15 protein-coding genes and 2 tRNA genes are annotated in these 17025 nt (G+C 64.7%); 13 read left to right on the top strand and 4 right to left on the bottom strand.

The genetic code is table 11. The features are described 5' to 3' along the window. Positions 1–84 precede the first annotated feature (84 nt). Entirely contained in the window at positions 85–1032 is a 948-nt protein-coding gene (locus tag AC1MCA_RS18185; RefSeq protein WP_479799703.1) for a PQQ-dependent sugar dehydrogenase, read from the top strand. A 116-nt stretch (positions 1033–1148) separates the two neighbouring features. After that, positions 1149–1224: transfer RNA gene (locus AC1MCA_RS18180), tRNA-Lys, on the top strand. A gap of 147 nt (positions 1225–1371) precedes the next feature. Here AC1MCA_RS18180 and AC1MCA_RS18175 read toward each other — a convergent pair. Then, positions 1372–1830 (bottom strand): MarR family winged helix-turn-helix transcriptional regulator, encoded by a 459-nt coding sequence (locus AC1MCA_RS18175; RefSeq protein WP_108600457.1) that lies wholly within the window; start codon positions 1828–1830, stop codon positions 1372–1374. 96 nt (positions 1831–1926) lie between these two features. Here AC1MCA_RS18175 and AC1MCA_RS18170 point away from each other — a divergent pair, with 96 nt between their 5' ends. From AC1MCA_RS18170 to AC1MCA_RS18135, 8 genes are all read left to right on the top strand, one after another. Further along, entirely contained in the window at positions 1927–2436 is a 510-nt protein-coding gene (locus AC1MCA_RS18170) for a peroxiredoxin (RefSeq protein WP_479799702.1), read from the top strand. Positions 2437–2575: 139 nt separating this feature from the next. After that, positions 2576–2657 (top strand) — tRNA-Leu (locus AC1MCA_RS18165). 213 nt (positions 2658–2870) lie between these two features. Next, positions 2871–3539 (top strand): fasciclin domain-containing protein, encoded by a 669-nt coding sequence (locus AC1MCA_RS18160; RefSeq protein ID WP_108600455.1) that lies wholly within the window; start codon positions 2871–2873, stop codon positions 3537–3539. A gap of 224 nt (positions 3540–3763) precedes the next feature. After that, complete coding sequence (locus AC1MCA_RS18155; RefSeq protein ID WP_479803449.1) at positions 3764–5386, top strand: ABC transporter substrate-binding protein; 1623 nt, start codon at positions 3764–3766, stop codon at positions 5384–5386. A 79-nt stretch (positions 5387–5465) separates the two neighbouring features. Next, on the top strand, positions 5466–6968 hold the full coding sequence (locus AC1MCA_RS18150) for a malate:quinone oxidoreductase (protein ID WP_108600456.1): 1503 nt from the start codon (positions 5466–5468) through the stop codon (positions 6966–6968). A gap of 69 nt (positions 6969–7037) precedes the next feature. Further along, positions 7038–10271, top strand: a complete 3234-nt coding sequence (locus AC1MCA_RS18145) for an efflux RND transporter permease subunit (protein ID WP_479799701.1) — start codon at positions 7038–7040, stop codon at positions 10269–10271. Positions 10272–10385: 114 nt separating this feature from the next. Next, complete coding sequence (locus AC1MCA_RS18140) at positions 10386–11495, top strand: LLM class flavin-dependent oxidoreductase (RefSeq protein WP_479799700.1); 1110 nt, start codon at positions 10386–10388, stop codon at positions 11493–11495. After that, positions 11495–11965, top strand: coding sequence for a MarR family winged helix-turn-helix transcriptional regulator (locus AC1MCA_RS18135; protein WP_108599413.1), 471 nt, complete (start codon positions 11495–11497; stop codon positions 11963–11965). The genes AC1MCA_RS18140 and AC1MCA_RS18135 overlap by 1 nt, the downstream gene beginning before the upstream one ends. Positions 11966–11989: 24 nt before the next feature. On the opposite strand, the gene AC1MCA_RS18130 is transcribed toward AC1MCA_RS18135, so the two are convergent. Next, on the bottom strand, positions 11990–12793 hold the full coding sequence (locus AC1MCA_RS18130) for a transglutaminase-like domain-containing protein (protein ID WP_479799699.1): 804 nt from the start codon (positions 12791–12793) through the stop codon (positions 11990–11992). A 71-nt stretch (positions 12794–12864) separates the two neighbouring features. Beyond that, positions 12865–13665: a hypothetical protein gene (locus AC1MCA_RS18125; RefSeq protein ID WP_479799698.1), complete on the bottom strand. Its 801-nt coding sequence runs from the start codon at positions 13663–13665 to the stop codon at positions 12865–12867. Positions 13666–13765: 100 nt separating this feature from the next. Here AC1MCA_RS18125 and AC1MCA_RS18120 point away from each other — a divergent pair, with 100 nt between their 5' ends. Genes AC1MCA_RS18120 through AC1MCA_RS18110 form a run of 3 tightly spaced genes read left to right on the top strand, consistent with a single transcriptional unit; the run spans position 13766 to position 15808 of the window. Next, the gene (locus tag AC1MCA_RS18120) at positions 13766–14428 is read left to right on the top strand and encodes a DUF1684 domain-containing protein (RefSeq protein WP_479799697.1); all 663 of its coding nucleotides are present in this window, start codon (positions 13766–13768) and stop codon (positions 14426–14428) included. A gap of 22 nt (positions 14429–14450) precedes the next feature. Continuing rightward, entirely contained in the window at positions 14451–15299 is an 849-nt protein-coding gene (locus AC1MCA_RS18115) for a fumarylacetoacetate hydrolase family protein (RefSeq protein ID WP_479799696.1), read from the top strand. A 17-nt stretch (positions 15300–15316) separates the two neighbouring features. Next, entirely contained in the window at positions 15317–15808 is a 492-nt protein-coding gene (locus tag AC1MCA_RS18110) for a GtrA family protein (RefSeq protein WP_479799695.1), read from the top strand. 53 nt (positions 15809–15861) lie between these two features. On the opposite strand, the gene AC1MCA_RS18105 is transcribed toward AC1MCA_RS18110, so the two are convergent. After that, positions 15862–17019, bottom strand: a complete 1158-nt coding sequence (locus AC1MCA_RS18105; RefSeq protein WP_479799694.1) for a cysteine desulfurase family protein — start codon at positions 17017–17019, stop codon at positions 15862–15864. Between the last annotated feature and the right edge of the window lie 6 nt (positions 17020–17025).

The raw sequence follows: 17025 nt of genomic DNA, 5'->3' as shown, positions 1-17025 counted from the left end.
CTTCCAGGGTGCACCGGTAATGGTGATGAGGCCCCGACCGGCAGCAGCACAGAAGCCGGAACGGCATCTGCAGGACCCCTGTCAGTGACAGGAAGGCTTGACCTCCAGCTTGAGATTCCCTGGGCAACGGTCTTCCTGCCCAGCGGGACCGCCATCATCTCCGAACGTGACACCGCAATGCTGAAGGCAGTCCGGGACGGCCGGGCGGCAACGATTGGCAAGGTCGCCGGCGTCGCACCTGCGGGCGAAGGAGGCCTGCTGGGACTGGCCCTGTCCCCCGGCTTTGCGACCGACCGTTATCTCTACCTGTATTTCACGTCCCCGCAGGACAACCGCATTGCCCGCGTGGAGCTGATTGAACGGCCTGACGGCTCGTTGGCCTTCGGCGACCCTGACGTGATCTTTACCGGTATTCCCAAAGCATCCACGCATAACGGCGGCCGGATCCGGTTCGGCCCGGACGGTTTCCTGTACGTGGGCACGGGAGACTCACAGCGGCGTGAACAGCCACAGGACCCCAACGCCCTCGGCGGGAAGATTCTGCGGCTGACTCCTGGGGGTGAACCCGCACCCGGCAACCCGTTCGGCAACGCCGTGTACAGCCTGGGCCACAGAAACGTCCAAGGACTGGCATGGGATGGCGAGGGCAGGCTCTGGGCCAGCGAATTCGGCCCGGATGTCAATGACGAACTCAACCTCATCGAGCCGGGAGCCAACTACGGGTGGCCGGCCGTCACGGGAGCGCCGCACCGGGAAGGGTTCCGCGACGCCAAGGTGGTGTGGCCTTCGACGGCGGATTCCTCGCCCAGCGGACTGGAAATAGTTGGGTCCACGGCATACTTGGGCGCCCTGCGCGGTCAGCGCCTGTGGACCGTCGGTCTGGCGGGCGAAGATGCCAGTGCCCCTGTGGCCTATTTCACACGTGAGTACGGCCGGATCAGGGACGTCGTCCGGACACCCGAGGGCGGTTTCTGGGTGCTCACCAACAACCAAAACCCCGATTTTGTGCTGGTTCTGGCACCTGGCGAGTGAATCGGCAGCCACCTGCCACCTCGATTTCACATGCACCGAAACTTCGTGTAGAGTTTCATGTCGTTGCGGAGATCAACGGGGAAAGAAAAAGCCCGGGAGATCACCACAAAAGAGATGCACCTCTAGCTCAATTGGCAGAGCAATTGACTCTTAATCAATGGGTTCCGGGTTCAAGTCCCGGGGGGTGCACCAAGGGAAAAACAGCCTCTGGCAAGCGGAAACGCTGCCAGGGGCTGTTTTGGTTGTAAGTGAACTACTGATCAAAAAAACCGGCACGGCCACCGCAGGAAACTGCAACGGCCGTCCCGGCTGGACTCCCCCGTCCTTGGAGTGTCAGATTCACTGTCCGAGCGGCGCGCGGTCCACCATGGCACGGGCTACGGGCGAGGAAAACTGGCTGGCCAGCTCCCGGACGACCGCCTGGAGCTCCTGGCGCAGGAGTTCGGGGTCAATGGATGCGGCCGCGAGCACGGAGCGCTCCATCTCCACCGCAGCCACGGCTGCTTCCCGTCCGCTGTCAGTGAGGGACACCACCTGACTGCGGCGGTCTGAGGTGCTGCGCACGCGCACGATGTGGCCGTGGGCTTCCAACCGGCTCAGGGTTTTTCCCATGGTCTGGGCCTGGACGCGCACATACTGCGCCAACTGGGCCTGAGTCATGGACCCCTGCGCGGAGAGCACTTCGATAGCGATCACGCCGGCGTGCGTCAATCCAATGGCGCTCAGTTTCTCGTTCCAGGAGTGCTCAACGAGGCGTGCCGCAGTGGACAAGAGGCGCCCAGTGGGCCAGTGATCCATGTCAGGCATACGAGCAAGTATAGCCAAGTGCCGGTTCGCGTCCGTTCCTGACGCTTACTAAACTGGTGTGTCACGCCTGCAACGAGGAGATCAACAGTGGCTGACAGACTATTAACAGGGGATATTGCACCCGATTTCACACTCAAGGATGCTTCAGGGCAGGACGTAAGCCTGGCCGCCGGCAACGGCGGCAGCAACGGCAGCAACGGCAGCAACGGCAGCAACGGCAGCACCATCATCTACTTCTACCCGGCAGCCTCGACGCCCGGCTGCACCAAACAGGCGTGCGATTTCCGTGACAGCCTGGCGTCCTTCACCTCCGCCGGCTACCGGGTCCTGGGCGTGTCCCCCGACCCCGTCCGGAAGCTTGCCGCATTTACTGCACATGAGGCACTGACTTTTCCGGTGCTGTCAGACGAGGACCACGCCGTGGCGGAGGCCTACGGCGCCTGGGGTGAAAAGAAAAACTACGGAAAGACCTACCAAGGGCTCATCCGTTCAACCATCGTTGTGGACGCCGGTGGAAAAGTGGCGCTTGCCCAATACAACGTCCGGGCCACCGGCCATGTGGCCAAACTGCGGCGCGATCTCAACCTGGACGACTGACGGAATCCGGCCGGGAACGGGCTGACGCCGGACCCCTGGGTGCCGAGGCTACAATGGAAGCTGGCATCCGCCGTCGTACGTTTCATAGCCCTGGCCGGGTCACCGGGCAGTCCTGAAATACAGCGTCGGCAACGGCCAAGCGCGAGTGGTGGAATTGGCAGACACGCAGGATTTAGGTTCCTGTGCCTTCGGGCGTGGGGGTTCAAGTCCCCCCTTGCGCACAAATGCAGAGAAAAAGAGATCCAGGCCCACCGGCCTGGATCTCTTTTTGTTAAAGAAAAGAAAACTCCTTTCGTTTACCCATCCGCTTCCGGGTAACAGCCGAATACCCATTGAGACACCAGCCAAGGGCAGGTGCCCAACAGTCGCAAAGAGCCAGTGCAGACAATTCGTTTGCAGCAGGCAATAAACCGGCACAAACAAGGAGAAATTCAATGCAGTCATTCAAGCGCACAACCTTCACCGTCGCAGGCGTTGCAGCTGCAGCCTTGCTCAGCCTCACGGCCTGCGGTGGAGCAACAACTGCCACGAACTCAGCAGCACCGTCCGCTGCACCGTCAACGTCCAGCATGGCTCCGTCACCGTCCGCAACTGCTGCAGCGATGGACCCGGCAGCCAACCTGGTTGGCCCCGGCTGTGCAGGCTACGCGGAAAAGGTCCCCACCGGTGCAGGCTCGGTGGCCGGCATGGCCCTGGACCCGGTAGCTGTCGCGGCATCGAACAACCCGATCCTCACCACCCTGACGGCAGCCGTTTCCGGAAAGCTGAACCCCAAGGTTGACCTGGTGGACACGCTCAACGGCAGCGAGTTCACAGTCTTCGCCCCGGTGGACGACGCCTTCGCGAAGATCGATGCGGCGACCATCGAAACGCTCAAGACGGACGATGCCCTCCTCAGCAAGATCCTGACCTACCACGTGGTCCCCGGCCAGATCACTCCCGACAAGATCGCCGGCACCCACGCCACGGTCCAGGGCGGTTCAGTCACGGTCACCGGCAGCGGCGACGCACTCATGGTTGACGGTGCCAGCGTGATCTGCGGCGGCGTCCAGACAGCCAACGCCACCGTCTACCTGATCGACTCGGTACTGATGCCCAAGTAGTCCAACCCGGCACCGCACGGCCACAAGGCCCGTTCCACCCGGAACGGGCCTTGTGGCATGTGAGCCGATCGCGGTTCCGGTGCGTTCAGGAAGCACCGGGTTGGGTCAACTAGACTGTGTCCTTTGGCCCGCAGTCGGCGGTGCCGGCCGGACAGCCCAGAGGTGATACACGAGTGCCCAGCAGTACATCGCGGCGGACGGTTATCAAGACCGGTGCTGTTTTTATGGCCCTGGGCCTGACCTCGTGCACGGGCAGCCCCTCGCCGTCCCCAACACCGGAGACGCCTTCGACGGCGGCTCCCGGCGCTGAACCAACGCAGAGGTTTACGTTCGGTACGGCATCCCAGCCCCTGGGCCTTGATCCGGCTCTCTCCAGCGATGTGGAAAGCTACAGGATCACCAGGCAGATCCTTGAAGGCCTCGTGGGCGTGGACCAGACCACCGGAAAACCCACCCCGTTGCTGGCCACGGAATGGAACGAATCCGACGAAGGCCGGGCCTATACCTTCAAACTGCGCAGCGGGGTCACCTTCCAGGACGGCACCCCGTTTAACGCCGACGCCGTGTGCGCCAACTTCAACCGCTGGTTCGCCTTTTCAGCGGACCTGCGGCGGCAGGCGCCCGGCAGTTCCTTTAAGGGCGTCTTCAAAGCGCATTCCGACGAGGCAGCCCTTTCCATCTTCAAAAGCTGCACCGCCGTGTCCGCTGACACTGTCCGGATTGATCTGACACAGCGCTTTACCGCGTTCCTGCAGGCGCTCACCCTGCCGGCGTTTGCCATTGCGTCCCCCGCAGCCCTCAGCGCGGGGACAGCTGACGTCCTGGACCAGACCCGGAGCGGCAACACCGTCTCCCGTTTCGCCACCAACCCGGTGGGGACCGGTCCGTTCAGCCTTGCCGCGTGGGACGACGCAAGCGTCCAGCTGGTCACGCACCCGGATTACTGGGGCGACCGCGGACAGATCTCCACCATCAATTTCGTCACCTACGATCACCCCCAGACGCGCCTTCAGGCCCTGTTGGACGGCAAGATCGACGGCTACGACGCCGTCACCGTGGGCAACTTCGACCAACTGGTTAAACGCGGAATGCAGATTGTCCAGCGTGATCCGTTTTCCGTGATGTACCTGGGCATCAACCAGGATGTGCCTGTCCTGCAGAACGAGAAGGTCCGGCAGGCGATAGAGCTGGCGATCGACAAAGACACCCTGATCCGCAAGTTCTTTATCGACAACACGGCCAAGGCCTCCCAGTTCGTCCCGCCCAAGATCAGCGGTTTTAACAACGAGGCACCCGCTCTGGGCCACGACCCGGAAAAGGCCAAAACCTACCTGGCCCAAGGCGGCTACAAAGGCGAGGAACTCAGGTTTTACTACCCGCTCAACGCCACCCGCCCGTACCTGCCCACTCCGGAGAAAATCTATGCGGAGCTCAGCCGGCAGCTGACCGCCGTCGGCCTGAACATCAAACCTGTCCCGGTGGACTGGTCCGACGGCTATCTCCAGAAAGTCCAGTCCCCCGGGGACCGCGCACTTCACCTGCTGGGCTGGAACGGCGCCTATGCTGACGCTGACAACTTCGTGGGGCCGCTGTTCGGCGAAAAGAACGGCGAGTTCGGTTACCAGGACCCGCAGGTGTTTTCCAAGATCAACCGCGCCCGCGGCCTCCCGGCGGGAGACGAGCGTGACGAGCTGTATCACAGCATCAATGCCCAGATCGCGGTGACGGTTCCGGCCGTTCCCATCGCCTTCCCGATCTCAGCCCTTGCACTGTCGGACCGGGTCAGCAACTACCCTGCGTCCCCGGTCCTGAATGAAGTTTTCACAAAGGTCCAGCTAAAGTCTTGACGGCCCCGGCCAATTTCAGTATGCAGGCGGTGCGGGGATATTCTGTGACAGCCAGAGCCGCTGCTATCGGAGACTGATTGTGACCTTCATATCCAAGACCCAACATGCCGACGTCGTCCTGATTGGCGGGGGCATCATGAGCGCCACGCTCGGCGCCTTCATCAAGCAGCTTGAGCCGAACTGGACCATCTCCCTGTTCGAACGGCTGGACCAGCCCGGGCTGGAAAGCTCGGACCCGTGGAACAACGCCGGAACCGGCCACGCCGCCCTGTGCGAACTCAACTACACCCCTGCAGCCAAAGACGGCTCAGTGGACCCTTCCAAGGCTGTCCTGATCAACGAGCAGTTCCAGCTGTCCCGGCAGTTCTGGTCCCACCTGGTGGACGAATCGCTCATCGGCTCGCCGAAGGGCTTCATCAACACTGTCCCGCACATGAGTTTTGTGATCGGTGAAAACAACACCACATTCCTCAAGAACCGCTACGAAGCGCTCAAGTCGCACACGCTCTTCCGCAGCATGGAGTACTCCGAAGACCACGCGCAGATCGCCAAATGGGCTCCGCTGATCGTCAAGGGCCGCGACCGGCAGCAGCGCATCGCCGCCACGCGCGCGGCCGAGGGCACCGACGTCGATTTCGGTGCCCTGACCCGGGAACTGACCACCTACCTCGGTAACAACGGGGTGGAGATCAACTACGGGCATGACGTCAGCGGGATTTCCAAATCATCCGACGGCGGCTGGGACCTCTCCATCAAGCACCCCAGGTCCGGAGAGCACGGCAAGATCAACGCCAGGTTTGTGTTCGTGGGCGCCGGTGGCGGAGCGCTGCACCTCCTGCAGGCGTCCGGCATCCCGGAGAGCAAAGGCTACGGCGGGTTCCCCGTGTCCGGCCAGTTCTTCCGCTGCACGGACGAAAAGCTCGCCGCCCAGCACAGCGCCAAGGTCTACGGCCAGGCTTCGGTTGGCGCGCCGCCCATGTCCGTCCCGCACCTTGATACCCGGTACGTGGACGGAAAGCGTTCGCTCCTCTTCGGTCCTTACGCCGGGTTCTCCACCAACTTCCTGAAAAACGGCTCCTACCTCGACCTGCCCTTGTCCATCCGGCCGGGCAACATCATTCCGATGCTTGCCGTGGCCAAGGACAACATGGACCTCACGGCGTACCTCGTCAAGGAGGTCGCCAAGAAGCACGCCGACAAGGTGGAGGCGCTGCGCGAGTACTACCCGGAGGCAAAAGACGGCGACTGGGAACTGATTACTGCCGGCCAGCGTGTACAGATCATCAAGAAAGACCCCAAGAAGGGCGGAGTGCTGCAGTTCGGCACCGAAGTCATCGCCGGCCGCGATGGCTCCATCGGTGCCCTGCTCGGCGCTTCACCCGGAGCCTCCACGGCAGTGCCTATCATGATCGAACTTCTCCAGAAGGCCTTCCCGAAGAATTTCAAGGGCTGGCAGGGGAAACTGAAGGACATGATGCCCGGCTACGGAGTCAAGCTCGACGAGAACCCGGAACTGGCCGCGGAACTCGAAACGGCAACCGCCAAGTCACTCCAGCTGGACAGCATTCCCGCCAACCGCTGACCCTGCGGGGGCAAGCAGGCAGGACGGCCCGGTCCGCACTGGTCCACCCAACCCACAGGAGAGAACGCGATGTTCCGGCTGGCACAACTTTCACTTGCGAACCGGGCGCTGATCGCGCTGATCACCGTCTTCGCGTCGGTGTTCGGCGTGATCACCATGTCATCGCTGAAGCAGGAACTCATTCCTTCCATCGAATTCCCGCAGATCACGGTTCTTTCCGCGATGCCGGGCGCATCGCCGGAAGTGGTGGACAAGCAGGTCAGCGCGCCCCTGGAGACGGCCCTGAACGGCGTCGAGGGGCTTGAGTCCACGTCGTCGACCTCGCGGAACGGCGTCTCCCAGATCACCATGGTGTTCACGCACGGGACAAACCTTGACCGCGCCCGGAACCAGATCGACCGGGCCATCTCCAACGCCAAGCGCTCACTGCCCGAGGATGTGCAGCCGCAGGCCATCGCGGGCAGCATCAGCGATTTCCCCATCGTGTTCCTTGCCGTCTCCTCGGACAGGCCGCTGAGCGAATTGAACGCTGACCTGCAGCGGCTCACCGTTCCCCGCCTCCAGAAGATCGACGGCGTCCGGGGCGCCGACGTCACCGGCGGGGCGACCCAGCACATCGAGATCCTGCCCCGTCCCGACGCCATGGCAGCCAAAGGCGCCACCATCGCTTCGATCAGGGACGCCCTGAGCAACAACGGCGCCCTGATTCCCGCCGGAACCATCCAGGAGCAGGGCAAGACCCTTTCCCTCCAGATCGGCAGCCCGGTTGATTCGCTGGAGGCAATCAAGGCACTGCCCGTCGGCGGGGCCAAGGACGCGGCGACCATCGCCGCGGTGGCGGACGTCAGCCTTCGGGACGACGAACGGACCTCCATCACCCGGACGAACGGCCAGGAAACACTCGCCGTTTCCGTCACCAAGAAGCCCGAGGGCGACACCGTGGGGATTTCCCACGCCGTGAACGATTCGCTGGCCGCCCTGGAGGCGGAACTGGGCTCCAACGCGAAATTCACCGCCGTCTTCGATCAGGCGCCGTTCATCGAGAAGTCCATTAAGGACCTCACCACGGAGGGTTTGCTCGGGCTGGGCTTCGCGGTAGCCGTGATCCTCGTCTTCCTGATGTCCGCCCGCTCCACCCTGGTCACCGCGGTGTCCATCCCGCTGTCCCTGCTGATCACCTTCATCGGGCTGTCCGCCACGGGCTACTCGCTGAACATCCTGACCCTGGGCGCCCTCACCATTGCCATTGGGCGCGTCGTGGATGACTCGATTGTGGTCATCGAAAACATCAAGCGACATCTCAGTTACGGCGAGGAGAAGGTCGCCGCAATCCTCACCGCCATCCGTGAGGTGGCCGGCGCGATCACCGCCTCCACTCTGACCACCGTGGCGGTCTTCCTGCCCATTGCCTTCGTCGGCGAGCTCGCGGGTGAGCTCTTCCGTCCCTTCGCATTGACCGTGACCATGGCGCTGCTTGCGTCCCTGCTGGTGTCCCTGACCATTGTTCCGGTTCTGGCCTACTGGTTCCTCAAGAGCCCGGCTGCGGCCACGTCCGGCTCCCCCGCTGCGCGTTTGGCTGCCGCCAAAGATGCCGCCGCCGCCCGTGCCAGGGCGCAGGAGGCCGAGGCAAGGAGTCCTCTCCAGCGCGGGTACCTGCCCATCCTCAACAAGACCCAGAAGCACCCGGTAGTCACCCTGATTGCGGCCGCCCTGGTGCTCGGCGGCACGGCCGCCATGACTCCGCTTTTGGCCACAAACCTCCTCGGCGACTCGGGGCAGAACAGCATGACTGTCCGCCAGGTCATGCCTGCCGGGACGAGCCTTGCTGACACCAGCGCTGCGGCCATCAGGCTCGAGGAGGTCCTCCTGGGCATCGAGGGAATCAAGAATGTCCAGGTCACATCGGGCAATGCGCAGGCGGGCTTTGCCGCGCTCACCTCCTCCGGTTCCTCGAACTCAACGTTCACCGTTGTCACCGACGAGAAAGTGAACCAGGCAAGGCTTCAAGCGACGGTCCGCGCTGAGCTGGGCGGGGTGGCGGACGCCGGCAAGATCACGGTGGGCTCCCAGCAGGGTGGTTTCGGGACCTCCTCCACAGTGGACATCACTATCAAGGCCGCAACATCGGAGGACCTCCGTAAGGCCAGCGACGCCATGGTGCAGGCCATGACAGGGGTGCCGGAAACCAGCGAGGTCACCACGAACCTCGCGGCCAGCCAACCGGTGGTCCAGGTCAAGGTTGACCGGGCCAAGGCGGCCGCCGCCGGACTGAATGAAGAGCAGGTGGCCGGCGTCCTGGCTTCCGCGATCAGCCCCATCCCCGCCGGCACCGTCAGGATCGACACCGACGACTTCCCCGTGCAGATAGGCCAGGGCACCAGATTCACCAGCATCAATGCCGTGCGGAACATCGCCCTCCCTGCCTCAGGCGCGCCGGTGACCCTGGGCAACATCGCGTCCGTGGAACAGGTGGACGTGCCGGTATCCATCACCGCCAGCAACGGCCAGCGGACCGCCAAAGTGTCAGTCACGCCGTCGGGCTCCAACCTGGGCGCGGTCAACGCCGAGGTGCAGAAGCGGCTCGGGACCGTCAGCCTCCCCGCAGGGGTGACGGCTGAGCTCGGCGGCGCGACCACCCAGCAGGCTGAGTCCTTCCAACAGCTTGGCTTGGCGCTCCTCGCCGCGATCGCGATCGTCTACGTGATCATGGTGGCCACGTTCAAATCGCTGATCCAGCCCCTGATTCTGCTGGTCTCCGTTCCCTTTGCAGCCACCGGCGCTGTGGCCCTGCTCCTGGCCACCGGTGTCCCCCTGGGCCTGCCGTCGCTGATCGGCATGCTGATGCTCGTGGGAATTGTGGTGACCAACGCCATTGTGCTGATTGACCTCATCAACCAGTACCGCCAACCGCGGAACGGTGTGCCCGGGATGAGCGTGGCGGACGCCATCACGCATGGGGCGAGGCAGCGCCTCCGTCCCATCCTGATGACCGCGCTGGCAACGGTTTTTGCCCTGACGCCGATGGCGCTCGGCCTGACCGGGGGCGGCGGGTTTATCTCCCAGCCCCTGGCCGTGGTGGTGATCGGCGGCCTGGTTTCCTCCACGGCGCTGACCCTGGTGCTCGTCCCCGTGCTCTACCGGCTGGTGGAGGGACGGCGGGAGAAAAAGTCGCTGCTGCGCGCCCTGCAGGAGCGCCCCGAGTTATCGGAAGCGGACGACGTCGACGCCGAGTTCGCCGACTGGACCACCGGCAGCGTCCCGAAGGTCAGCGGCCGCCGCGCCGCCCCGGGCGACGCCCGGTAGCATCCGGGAATATTCCCTCCGGCGGTGCGTTATACCCGGCGATACATGCAAACGCATGGAAATCTGGTAGAGTGGCAACAAGCCCAGAGAAGTCCAGGAAACGAAAGGCACACCATGCAGATCGGCGTATTCAGCGTCAGTGACATCACCACTGACCCCACCACCGGCCGGACGCCCACGGAGAACGAGCGCATCAAGGCATCTGTTGCGATCGCCAGGAAGGTCGAAGAAATCGGCATGGATGTCTACGCCATCGGCGAGCACCACAACCGGCCGTTCTTCTCTTCCTCCCCCACCACCACGCTGGCGTACATTGCCGCCCAGACCGAGCGGATCACGCTCTCGACGGCCACCACGCTGATCACCACCAACGATCCGGTCAAGATCGCCGAAGACTTCGCCATGCTGCAGCACCTCGCCGACGGCCGGGTGGACCTGGTTCTGGGCCGCGGCAACACGGCACCGGTCTACCCCTGGTTCGGCAAGAACATCCAGGACGGCGTGGAACTGGCCATCGAGAACTACGCCCTGCTGCGCCGCCTGTGGGACGAGGACACGGTGAACTGGTCCGGCAAGTTCCGCACGCCCCTGCAGAACTTCACCTCCACCCCGCGCCCGCTCGACGGCGTCGCCCCGTTCGTGTGGCACGGCTCCATCCGCACACCGCAGATCGCCGAAGTGGCCGCCTACTACGGCGACGGGTTCTTCGCGAACAACATCTTCTGGCCCAAGGAGCACTACCAGCAACTGATCGGCCTGTACCGCGAGCGCTACGAGCACTACGGCCACGGAAAGGCAGACCAGGCGATCGTTGGCCTCGGTGGACAGTTCTTCATGCGGAAAAACTCCCAGGACGCGGTCAAGGAGTTCCGCCCCTACTTCGACAATGCGCCCGTCTACGGCCATGGCCCATCCCTGGAGGACTTCACCTCGCAGACGCCCCTGACCGTGGGCAGCCCGCAGGAAGTCATCGAGAAGACCCTGACGTTCCGCGAATACTTCGGCGACTACCAGCGCCAGCTGTTCCTGATCGACCACGCCGGCCTGCCCCTCAAGACCGTCCTGGAACAGCTCGACCTGTTCGGCGAGGAAGTCCTCCCGGTCCTCCGCAAGGAATACGCGGCCCTGAAGCCTGCCCACGTGCCGGATCCGCCCACCCACGCCGGCCGTGTTGCCGCACTGATGGCTGCCCAGACCAGCGAAAAAGCTCCTTCGGAGGCGTGATGGCAGCCAACGCAAACGAATCATCGGTCCGTATGGCCGCCGAAACCTGGGAGTCCCTGTTCAGGGCCCAGGTGGCGGTGATGCGGAAGCTCCAGGCCGCGCCGGCCTTCAGGACCGTGCCGGTCAACGAGTACGACGTCCTGTTCACGCTGTCACGGTGCCCGTCCGGGTGGCTCCGGCTTAATGAGCTCAACGACCACGTCCTGCTGAGCCAGTCAAGCCTCAGCAGGCTGGTGGAGCGGCTCGAGAAGCGCGGGCTGGTTGTCCGGATGCCCGCCCCTGACGACCGCCGGGGTGTGCTGCTGAAACTGACTGAGGAGGGGGCCGCCGTGCAGAAGGAGATCGGCCGGGCGCACGTGCGGGACATCTCCAGCCTCGTGGGGCCGGCCCTGACTGCCGCCGAGCAGAAGGAACTTCAGCGGCTCACGGACAAGCTCCGAAATTCCGTGGGAGCGCGGCCGGGGAAGTGATGTCCTGACCTGACGCAGCGGCTGCTAACCCAGCACTACCAGGCTGGCCGGGTCCTCCACCGGCAGCTCGCCGTTGACCACAGCGGTGACGCGCAGCTCGTTCAGTGTCAGGCTGCCGCCCACGGTGGACAGGAACGCGGTGTCGGACGAGTCGCGGCCCGCCGTGATCCGCAGCATCGACTCCCGCGGGGCCAGCCCCGTGGGGTCGATGACATGCCAGGCCCCATTGATATGGGCTTCGGCCACAGCGTGGAAATCCATGGGGCTCAGCCCCGGCGCGTAGACGGCGGCGAGCCGTGCGGGGACGTCTTTGGAACGAAGCAGTGCGATGGCCAGGTGCGCGAAGTCGCGGCAGACTCCCCTGCGGTGCAGGAGCGTTTCCACGGCACCGTCCGTCCCCCGTGAAGAACCGCTGATGTACCGCAGTTCGCCATAAACCCAGTTCCGGACGGCCTGGACAAGTTCGCCGCCATGCAGGCCACCGAATTCGGCGTAGGCGGTGGGCAGCAGCCGGTCGGACTCGGCGTAGCGGCTTGGCCGTACGTACCGGATGAGTTCGGCCAAGGTGGCATCTACGGGGACGGCCCGGCCGGCCACTGTGGCAGCGTACTCCACGGTGACCTCGGAGGGCTCGGCGAACTCCAGGTAATGGATACGCCCGTGGTGATCGTCGATCTCACGGAACGGGACGGGCCGGCCGTCTGCCGTGATGGTCAGTGATTCTTCAAACGAGGTGTAGCCGGGATTCCTGGCTACGGCGATGGCCAGGGCTGTCTTGGTGTCGGCCACGGTCTTGAAGACCATCCGTGCGGCAACGGTGCGTTCCATGTATCTCCGGGGTGTGAGGTAGTGGCAGAACGTCCCGCTCGGGCCCGGCTCTCATGGAGCCGGCGGCAGGACTAGTTTTTGATCTCCAGAGACATTAGCATCCGTTGGACGTTTGCAAATTCCGAGCTCTCGCCGACGTACTTGGCTGCCTGGTCAAGAGTGTCATAGGCCTTGGCCGGAGCCACTTTCTCATCCGGGGCCAAGGCCTTCAGGACACCCACATCGCCGAACGAGTAGTCGCCCTTACCGGCCGGGCCACGGACCACGTTGCGGAGCTCGCACGCCTGCCCGTCCGCACCGCCCACGATGTTGGTGATGCCGTAGGAGCCAAAGTACCGGTAGCCCTGGATGACGCGGAAGACCACGCGCGGGGCGATGGTTCCTTCCCCCGTCAGGCCGGGCAGTTCCACCGGCACGCTACTGATGACCACATAGGGTTTCCGGGCCCCCTCCGCGCACTCGGAGGACGACGGCGGCAGGCCCGTCCGCAGCGCCGCAACGAATGCCCCGTCAGGCTTTTTCACGTCAATCTTCAAGGCACCCGGCAGTGTCCCGTCTTCAGGAGTGACGGATTGGGCGATCCACTCCTCCGGCAGGTCAAAACTGACGGTCTTGCCGGGATCGGTGTACGTCTTCCAGGAACCGGCTGTAGCCGCGGGGACCGGCGAAGCGGAGGCTGATCCGTCCGGAGAGGCAGTCGGCGCAGGTGGGCTGCCGGTGCCGGCCGGGCTGGCGCCCTCTGTGGCGGACGGATCCGGCTGGGCTGTCCACGCCGGACTGCTGCTGCCAGGGGCACTGCACCCGGCAGCGAAGGTCCCTGCCACCAGAAGGGCCGCAGCCCGCAATCCCCACGATGTCACCCTGCATGTCATGACGCCAGCCTAGCTCTGCAGACAGCAGGCACGTGGCGGTTCACGGGCAGCGTGTCGGTTCCGGACATTCGCCCAGCCCAAGAGGGCTAGGCTGGTGGCTATGGCGGAAGAGCAGTACGGCGCGGAACCAGGGAGCCTGGCGGACATTTCCGCCCTCGACATTGCCGACTGGCGGCTACGGACGTTTGCCCTCTACGACACTGTCAGGAGAATTTCGGCGGAAAGTCCGGCGGAGGCGCATTCCCAATGGCGGCATGAACGCGACCGCATGTTCGCAATGCACCCGGCGTCGCCCCTCACAGCCAATGGCAAGGCACAGTTCTCCGGCCTGAAAACAGCAGACTATGATCCCATTTACCGCTTCCAGGTACCCCTCACGCTGCAGGGGGCCGGCCGGGAAATGAGCGTGGATACGGGCACCGATGGCGTGGTCCATTTTGTCCGGCTGGGCACGTTCGACCTTCCTGAGATGGGCCAGCTCGCCGTCTGGAAGCTGCAGGGGTACGGTGGCGGGATCTTCGTCCCCTTCCGCGACGCCACGGCCGGCCAGCCCGGCGGGAGTTACGGCGCGGGCCGGTATCTCCTGGACACCATCAAGGGTGCATTCCACGGCGTCCGCGGTTCCGGTCCGGACGCAGAGTTTGTCCTGGACTTCAACTTCGCCTACAACCCGTCCTGCGCCTACAACGAGGCCTGGGCCTGCCCCCTGGCCGGACCGTCCAACCGGCTGGCCGTGGAGATCCCGGTGGGCGAACTGTACTGAGCGGAGGACGTAGGATGTCATAATGACTGCCAGTCCTTCCCGCCGCCTTGCCCGTGTCCGTCCGGCGCCGGCGGCCGCCCCTGATGAGCACTTTTTCGTAGCCAACGATGCGTCGGATTTTGATTCCCCGGCCGGCAGGTCCTGGACAGTGATCGGTTCACCCTTCGCCGGGTCCAGGGCAAACGCCAACAGCCCCGCACGGCCCGGCTGGGAGAACGGCTCGGTGGTGGAGCAGGGCACGTTCACGTTCCTCGCTCCGTCAGTCCCGGTCAACGTCCTGGGCATGGCCCACAACACCGGCCAGCCCGGCCGCGACCTCCCGCCCCAGGCATTCCACAAGGCCGCTTCCAGTGTTGTCGGGCCCGGGGATGCCATCGAACTAAGCTCCACCGTGGGTTACGTCGACCCCGAGGCGGAGCTGACCGTCGTCGTCGGCCGTACTGCCCGCGGCCTCACCCTGGATACCGCCCGGAGCGCTGTCCTGGGGTTCACCATCGGCAACGATGTGTCGGCCCGCGATCTGCAGAAATCCGACGAACTCTGGATCAGCGCAAAGAGTCAGGACACCTTCACCCCGGTTGGCCCCTGGATCGTCACTGGCCTCGATGACTCGGATCTGTCCATCGGCATCGTCCACAATGGCGTGGGCCTGAGGCCGGCCTCCAGCGCCGATCTTGGCTGGAAGGTCGACGAGATCCTGGTCTACCTCAGTTCCTTTATGACCCTGCACCCCGGCGATCTGGTGCTGACCGGCTTCCCTGCAGAGTGTGCCCGTATCCAGCCGGGTGACACTGTGGTGTGCCGGGTGGAGGGCATCGGGGAACTCGCCAACCCGGTCGAGAGGGCCGCCTGGGAGGAAACGCCTGCCTGATATGACAGGCTGGACCCATGGACACCTCTGCTGCGCCCGCCGCCCGGCCGGCTCAGCAGCCCACCCGCCAGGCCCCCGCCACCAGGCACTACCGCGGAATGTACCGGTATCCTGTGGTGCGGCAGCTTGTCCGTTTCACCGGCGTCGGCATCGTCTGCACGGCAACGTCACTGGCGCTCTACGCCCTGCTCCGCCCGTGGCTCGGCCCTCAACTGGCGAACGCGGTGGCCCTGGTCCTGACGTCCCTGATGAATACCGCGCTGAACCGCAGGCTGACCTTCAGGATCTCCGGGCAGCACAGGATGGCCCGCGACCATCTGCACGGCGTGATCGTTATTGCCGTGGCGCTGGTCATTACCGGCGGCAGCCTCGGAGTGCTCCATTGGGTCCATCCGGAAGCCACCGTGGCTGACGAGCTGTGGACCACCACGCTGTCAGGTTTCCTGGCCACCGCCGTCCGGTTCACGATGCTCCGGCACTGGATCTTCCGCCGCGCCCGCCACGTCTAGCGCGGCTGCGTCTGACGCGGCCACGTACAGCGCCCCACCACGTCCAGCCGGCGTCACCCGCGGCCGAGCGAACGGACACTGCCAACGGCGGCCCCCACGGCCTGCGCCGCCGCCGCGAGGTCGGCGCCGCTGACCGTCGAATCAAAACTAAAGCGCACCGCAGTCTGCGCCACCTCGGCGTCCACGCCCATGGCCGTCAGGACCGGCGAGGGCGCATCCGAACCCGCGGCGCACGCCGAGCCGCTGGAGCAGAACACCCCCTGCCGCTCCAGTTCCAGCAGCACTGATTCCCCGCTGGTCCCCGGGAAGCAGAAGGAGGCAACCGACGGCAGGCGTTCGGTGGGATGGCCGGTCAGCACCGCCCCTGGAATAGCCCGGAGGACCTCCCGAATGAACCCGTCACGGAGCGAGGAGACGTGGTCTGCGAGCTGCTGCTGCCCGGACTGCGCCAGGGTCAGTGCGGTGGCGAGGCCCACGGCTCCTGCAACGTTTTCAGTTCCGGACCGCCGCCCGCGTTCCTGTCCGCCGCCGTGCAGCAGGGGCTCGATGCGGGTCCGGCCCCTGACGTAAAGAACACCGCAGCCCTTGGGTGCACCGAGCTTGTGGCCCGAGATGCTCAGTGCGTCCACCCCCAGGGTCTTGACGTCCAGGGGCAGCCAGCCCGCGGCCTGGACGGCGTCGGTATGGAACGGGATGCCCTGGCGTTGGGAGAGTTCCGCCAGCCGTCCGACCGGCTGGACCGTCCCTACTTCGTTGTTGGCGTACATCACGCTGACCAGCGCGGTCTCCGGCCGGAGAACCCCTGCGAGCGCCTCGGTCGTCACAAGGCCCGTGCCGTCAACCGCAACGACGTCCACGGCAAACCCGTGGAACCGTTCCAGGTACCGGGCTGATTCCTCCACGGCGGGGTGCTCGACGGCGCTGATCACCACGCGGTCCAGCTGGGGGTCCGCAGCCTGCCTGGCCAGCGCTATCCCCTTAACGGCCAGGTTGTCAGCCTCGGTTCCGCCCGACGTGAAGGTGATTTCTCCGGGCCTGCAGCCCAAAACGCCGGCTACCGATGCGCGCGCTGCCGCGAGCGCAGAGGCGGCGGCCTCCCCCAGCGAATGGTGGCTGGAAGGGTTGCCGAACTCCCCCGTCAAATATGGCCACATGGCGTCCAGCACTTCCCGGCGGACGGGTGTGGTTGCAGCGGCATCGAGGAAAATCACGGTCGG

The organism is Arthrobacter sp. BK1, from assembly GCF_056680055.1.
Note: the sequence above shows the minus strand (reverse complement) of the source record. Positions and strands in the feature narration are given on the sequence as shown.

What these genes read in the sequence shown, in the direction of transcription:
- AC1MCA_RS18120 (WP_479799697.1), top strand. Translation starts at nt 13,766, where the DNA reads ATGGCGGAAGAGCAGTACGGCGCGGAACCAGGGAGCCTGGCGGACATT.
- AC1MCA_RS18140 (WP_479799700.1), top strand. Translation starts at nt 10,386, where the DNA reads ATGCAGATCGGCGTATTCAGCGTCAGTGACATCACCACTGACCCCACC.
- AC1MCA_RS18160 (WP_108600455.1), top strand. Translation starts at nt 2,871, where the DNA reads ATGCAGTCATTCAAGCGCACAACCTTCACCGTCGCAGGCGTTGCAGCT.
- AC1MCA_RS18175 (WP_108600457.1), bottom strand. Translation starts at nt 1,830, where the DNA reads ATGGATCACTGGCCCACTGGGCGCCTCTTGTCCACTGCGGCACGCCTC.
- AC1MCA_RS18145 (WP_479799701.1), top strand. Translation starts at nt 7,038, where the DNA reads ATGTTCCGGCTGGCACAACTTTCACTTGCGAACCGGGCGCTGATCGCG.
- AC1MCA_RS18125 (WP_479799698.1), bottom strand. Translation starts at nt 13,665, where the DNA reads ATGACATGCAGGGTGACATCGTGGGGATTGCGGGCTGCGGCCCTTCTG.
- AC1MCA_RS18110 (WP_479799695.1), top strand. Translation starts at nt 15,317, where the DNA reads ATGGACACCTCTGCTGCGCCCGCCGCCCGGCCGGCTCAGCAGCCCACC.
- AC1MCA_RS18155 (WP_479803449.1), top strand. Translation starts at nt 3,764, where the DNA reads ATGGCCCTGGGCCTGACCTCGTGCACGGGCAGCCCCTCGCCGTCCCCA.
- AC1MCA_RS18130 (WP_479799699.1), bottom strand. Translation starts at nt 12,793, where the DNA reads ATGGAACGCACCGTTGCCGCACGGATGGTCTTCAAGACCGTGGCCGAC.
- AC1MCA_RS18135 (WP_108599413.1), top strand. Translation starts at nt 11,495, where the DNA reads ATGGCAGCCAACGCAAACGAATCATCGGTCCGTATGGCCGCCGAAACC.
- AC1MCA_RS18115 (WP_479799696.1), top strand. Translation starts at nt 14,451, where the DNA reads ATGACTGCCAGTCCTTCCCGCCGCCTTGCCCGTGTCCGTCCGGCGCCG.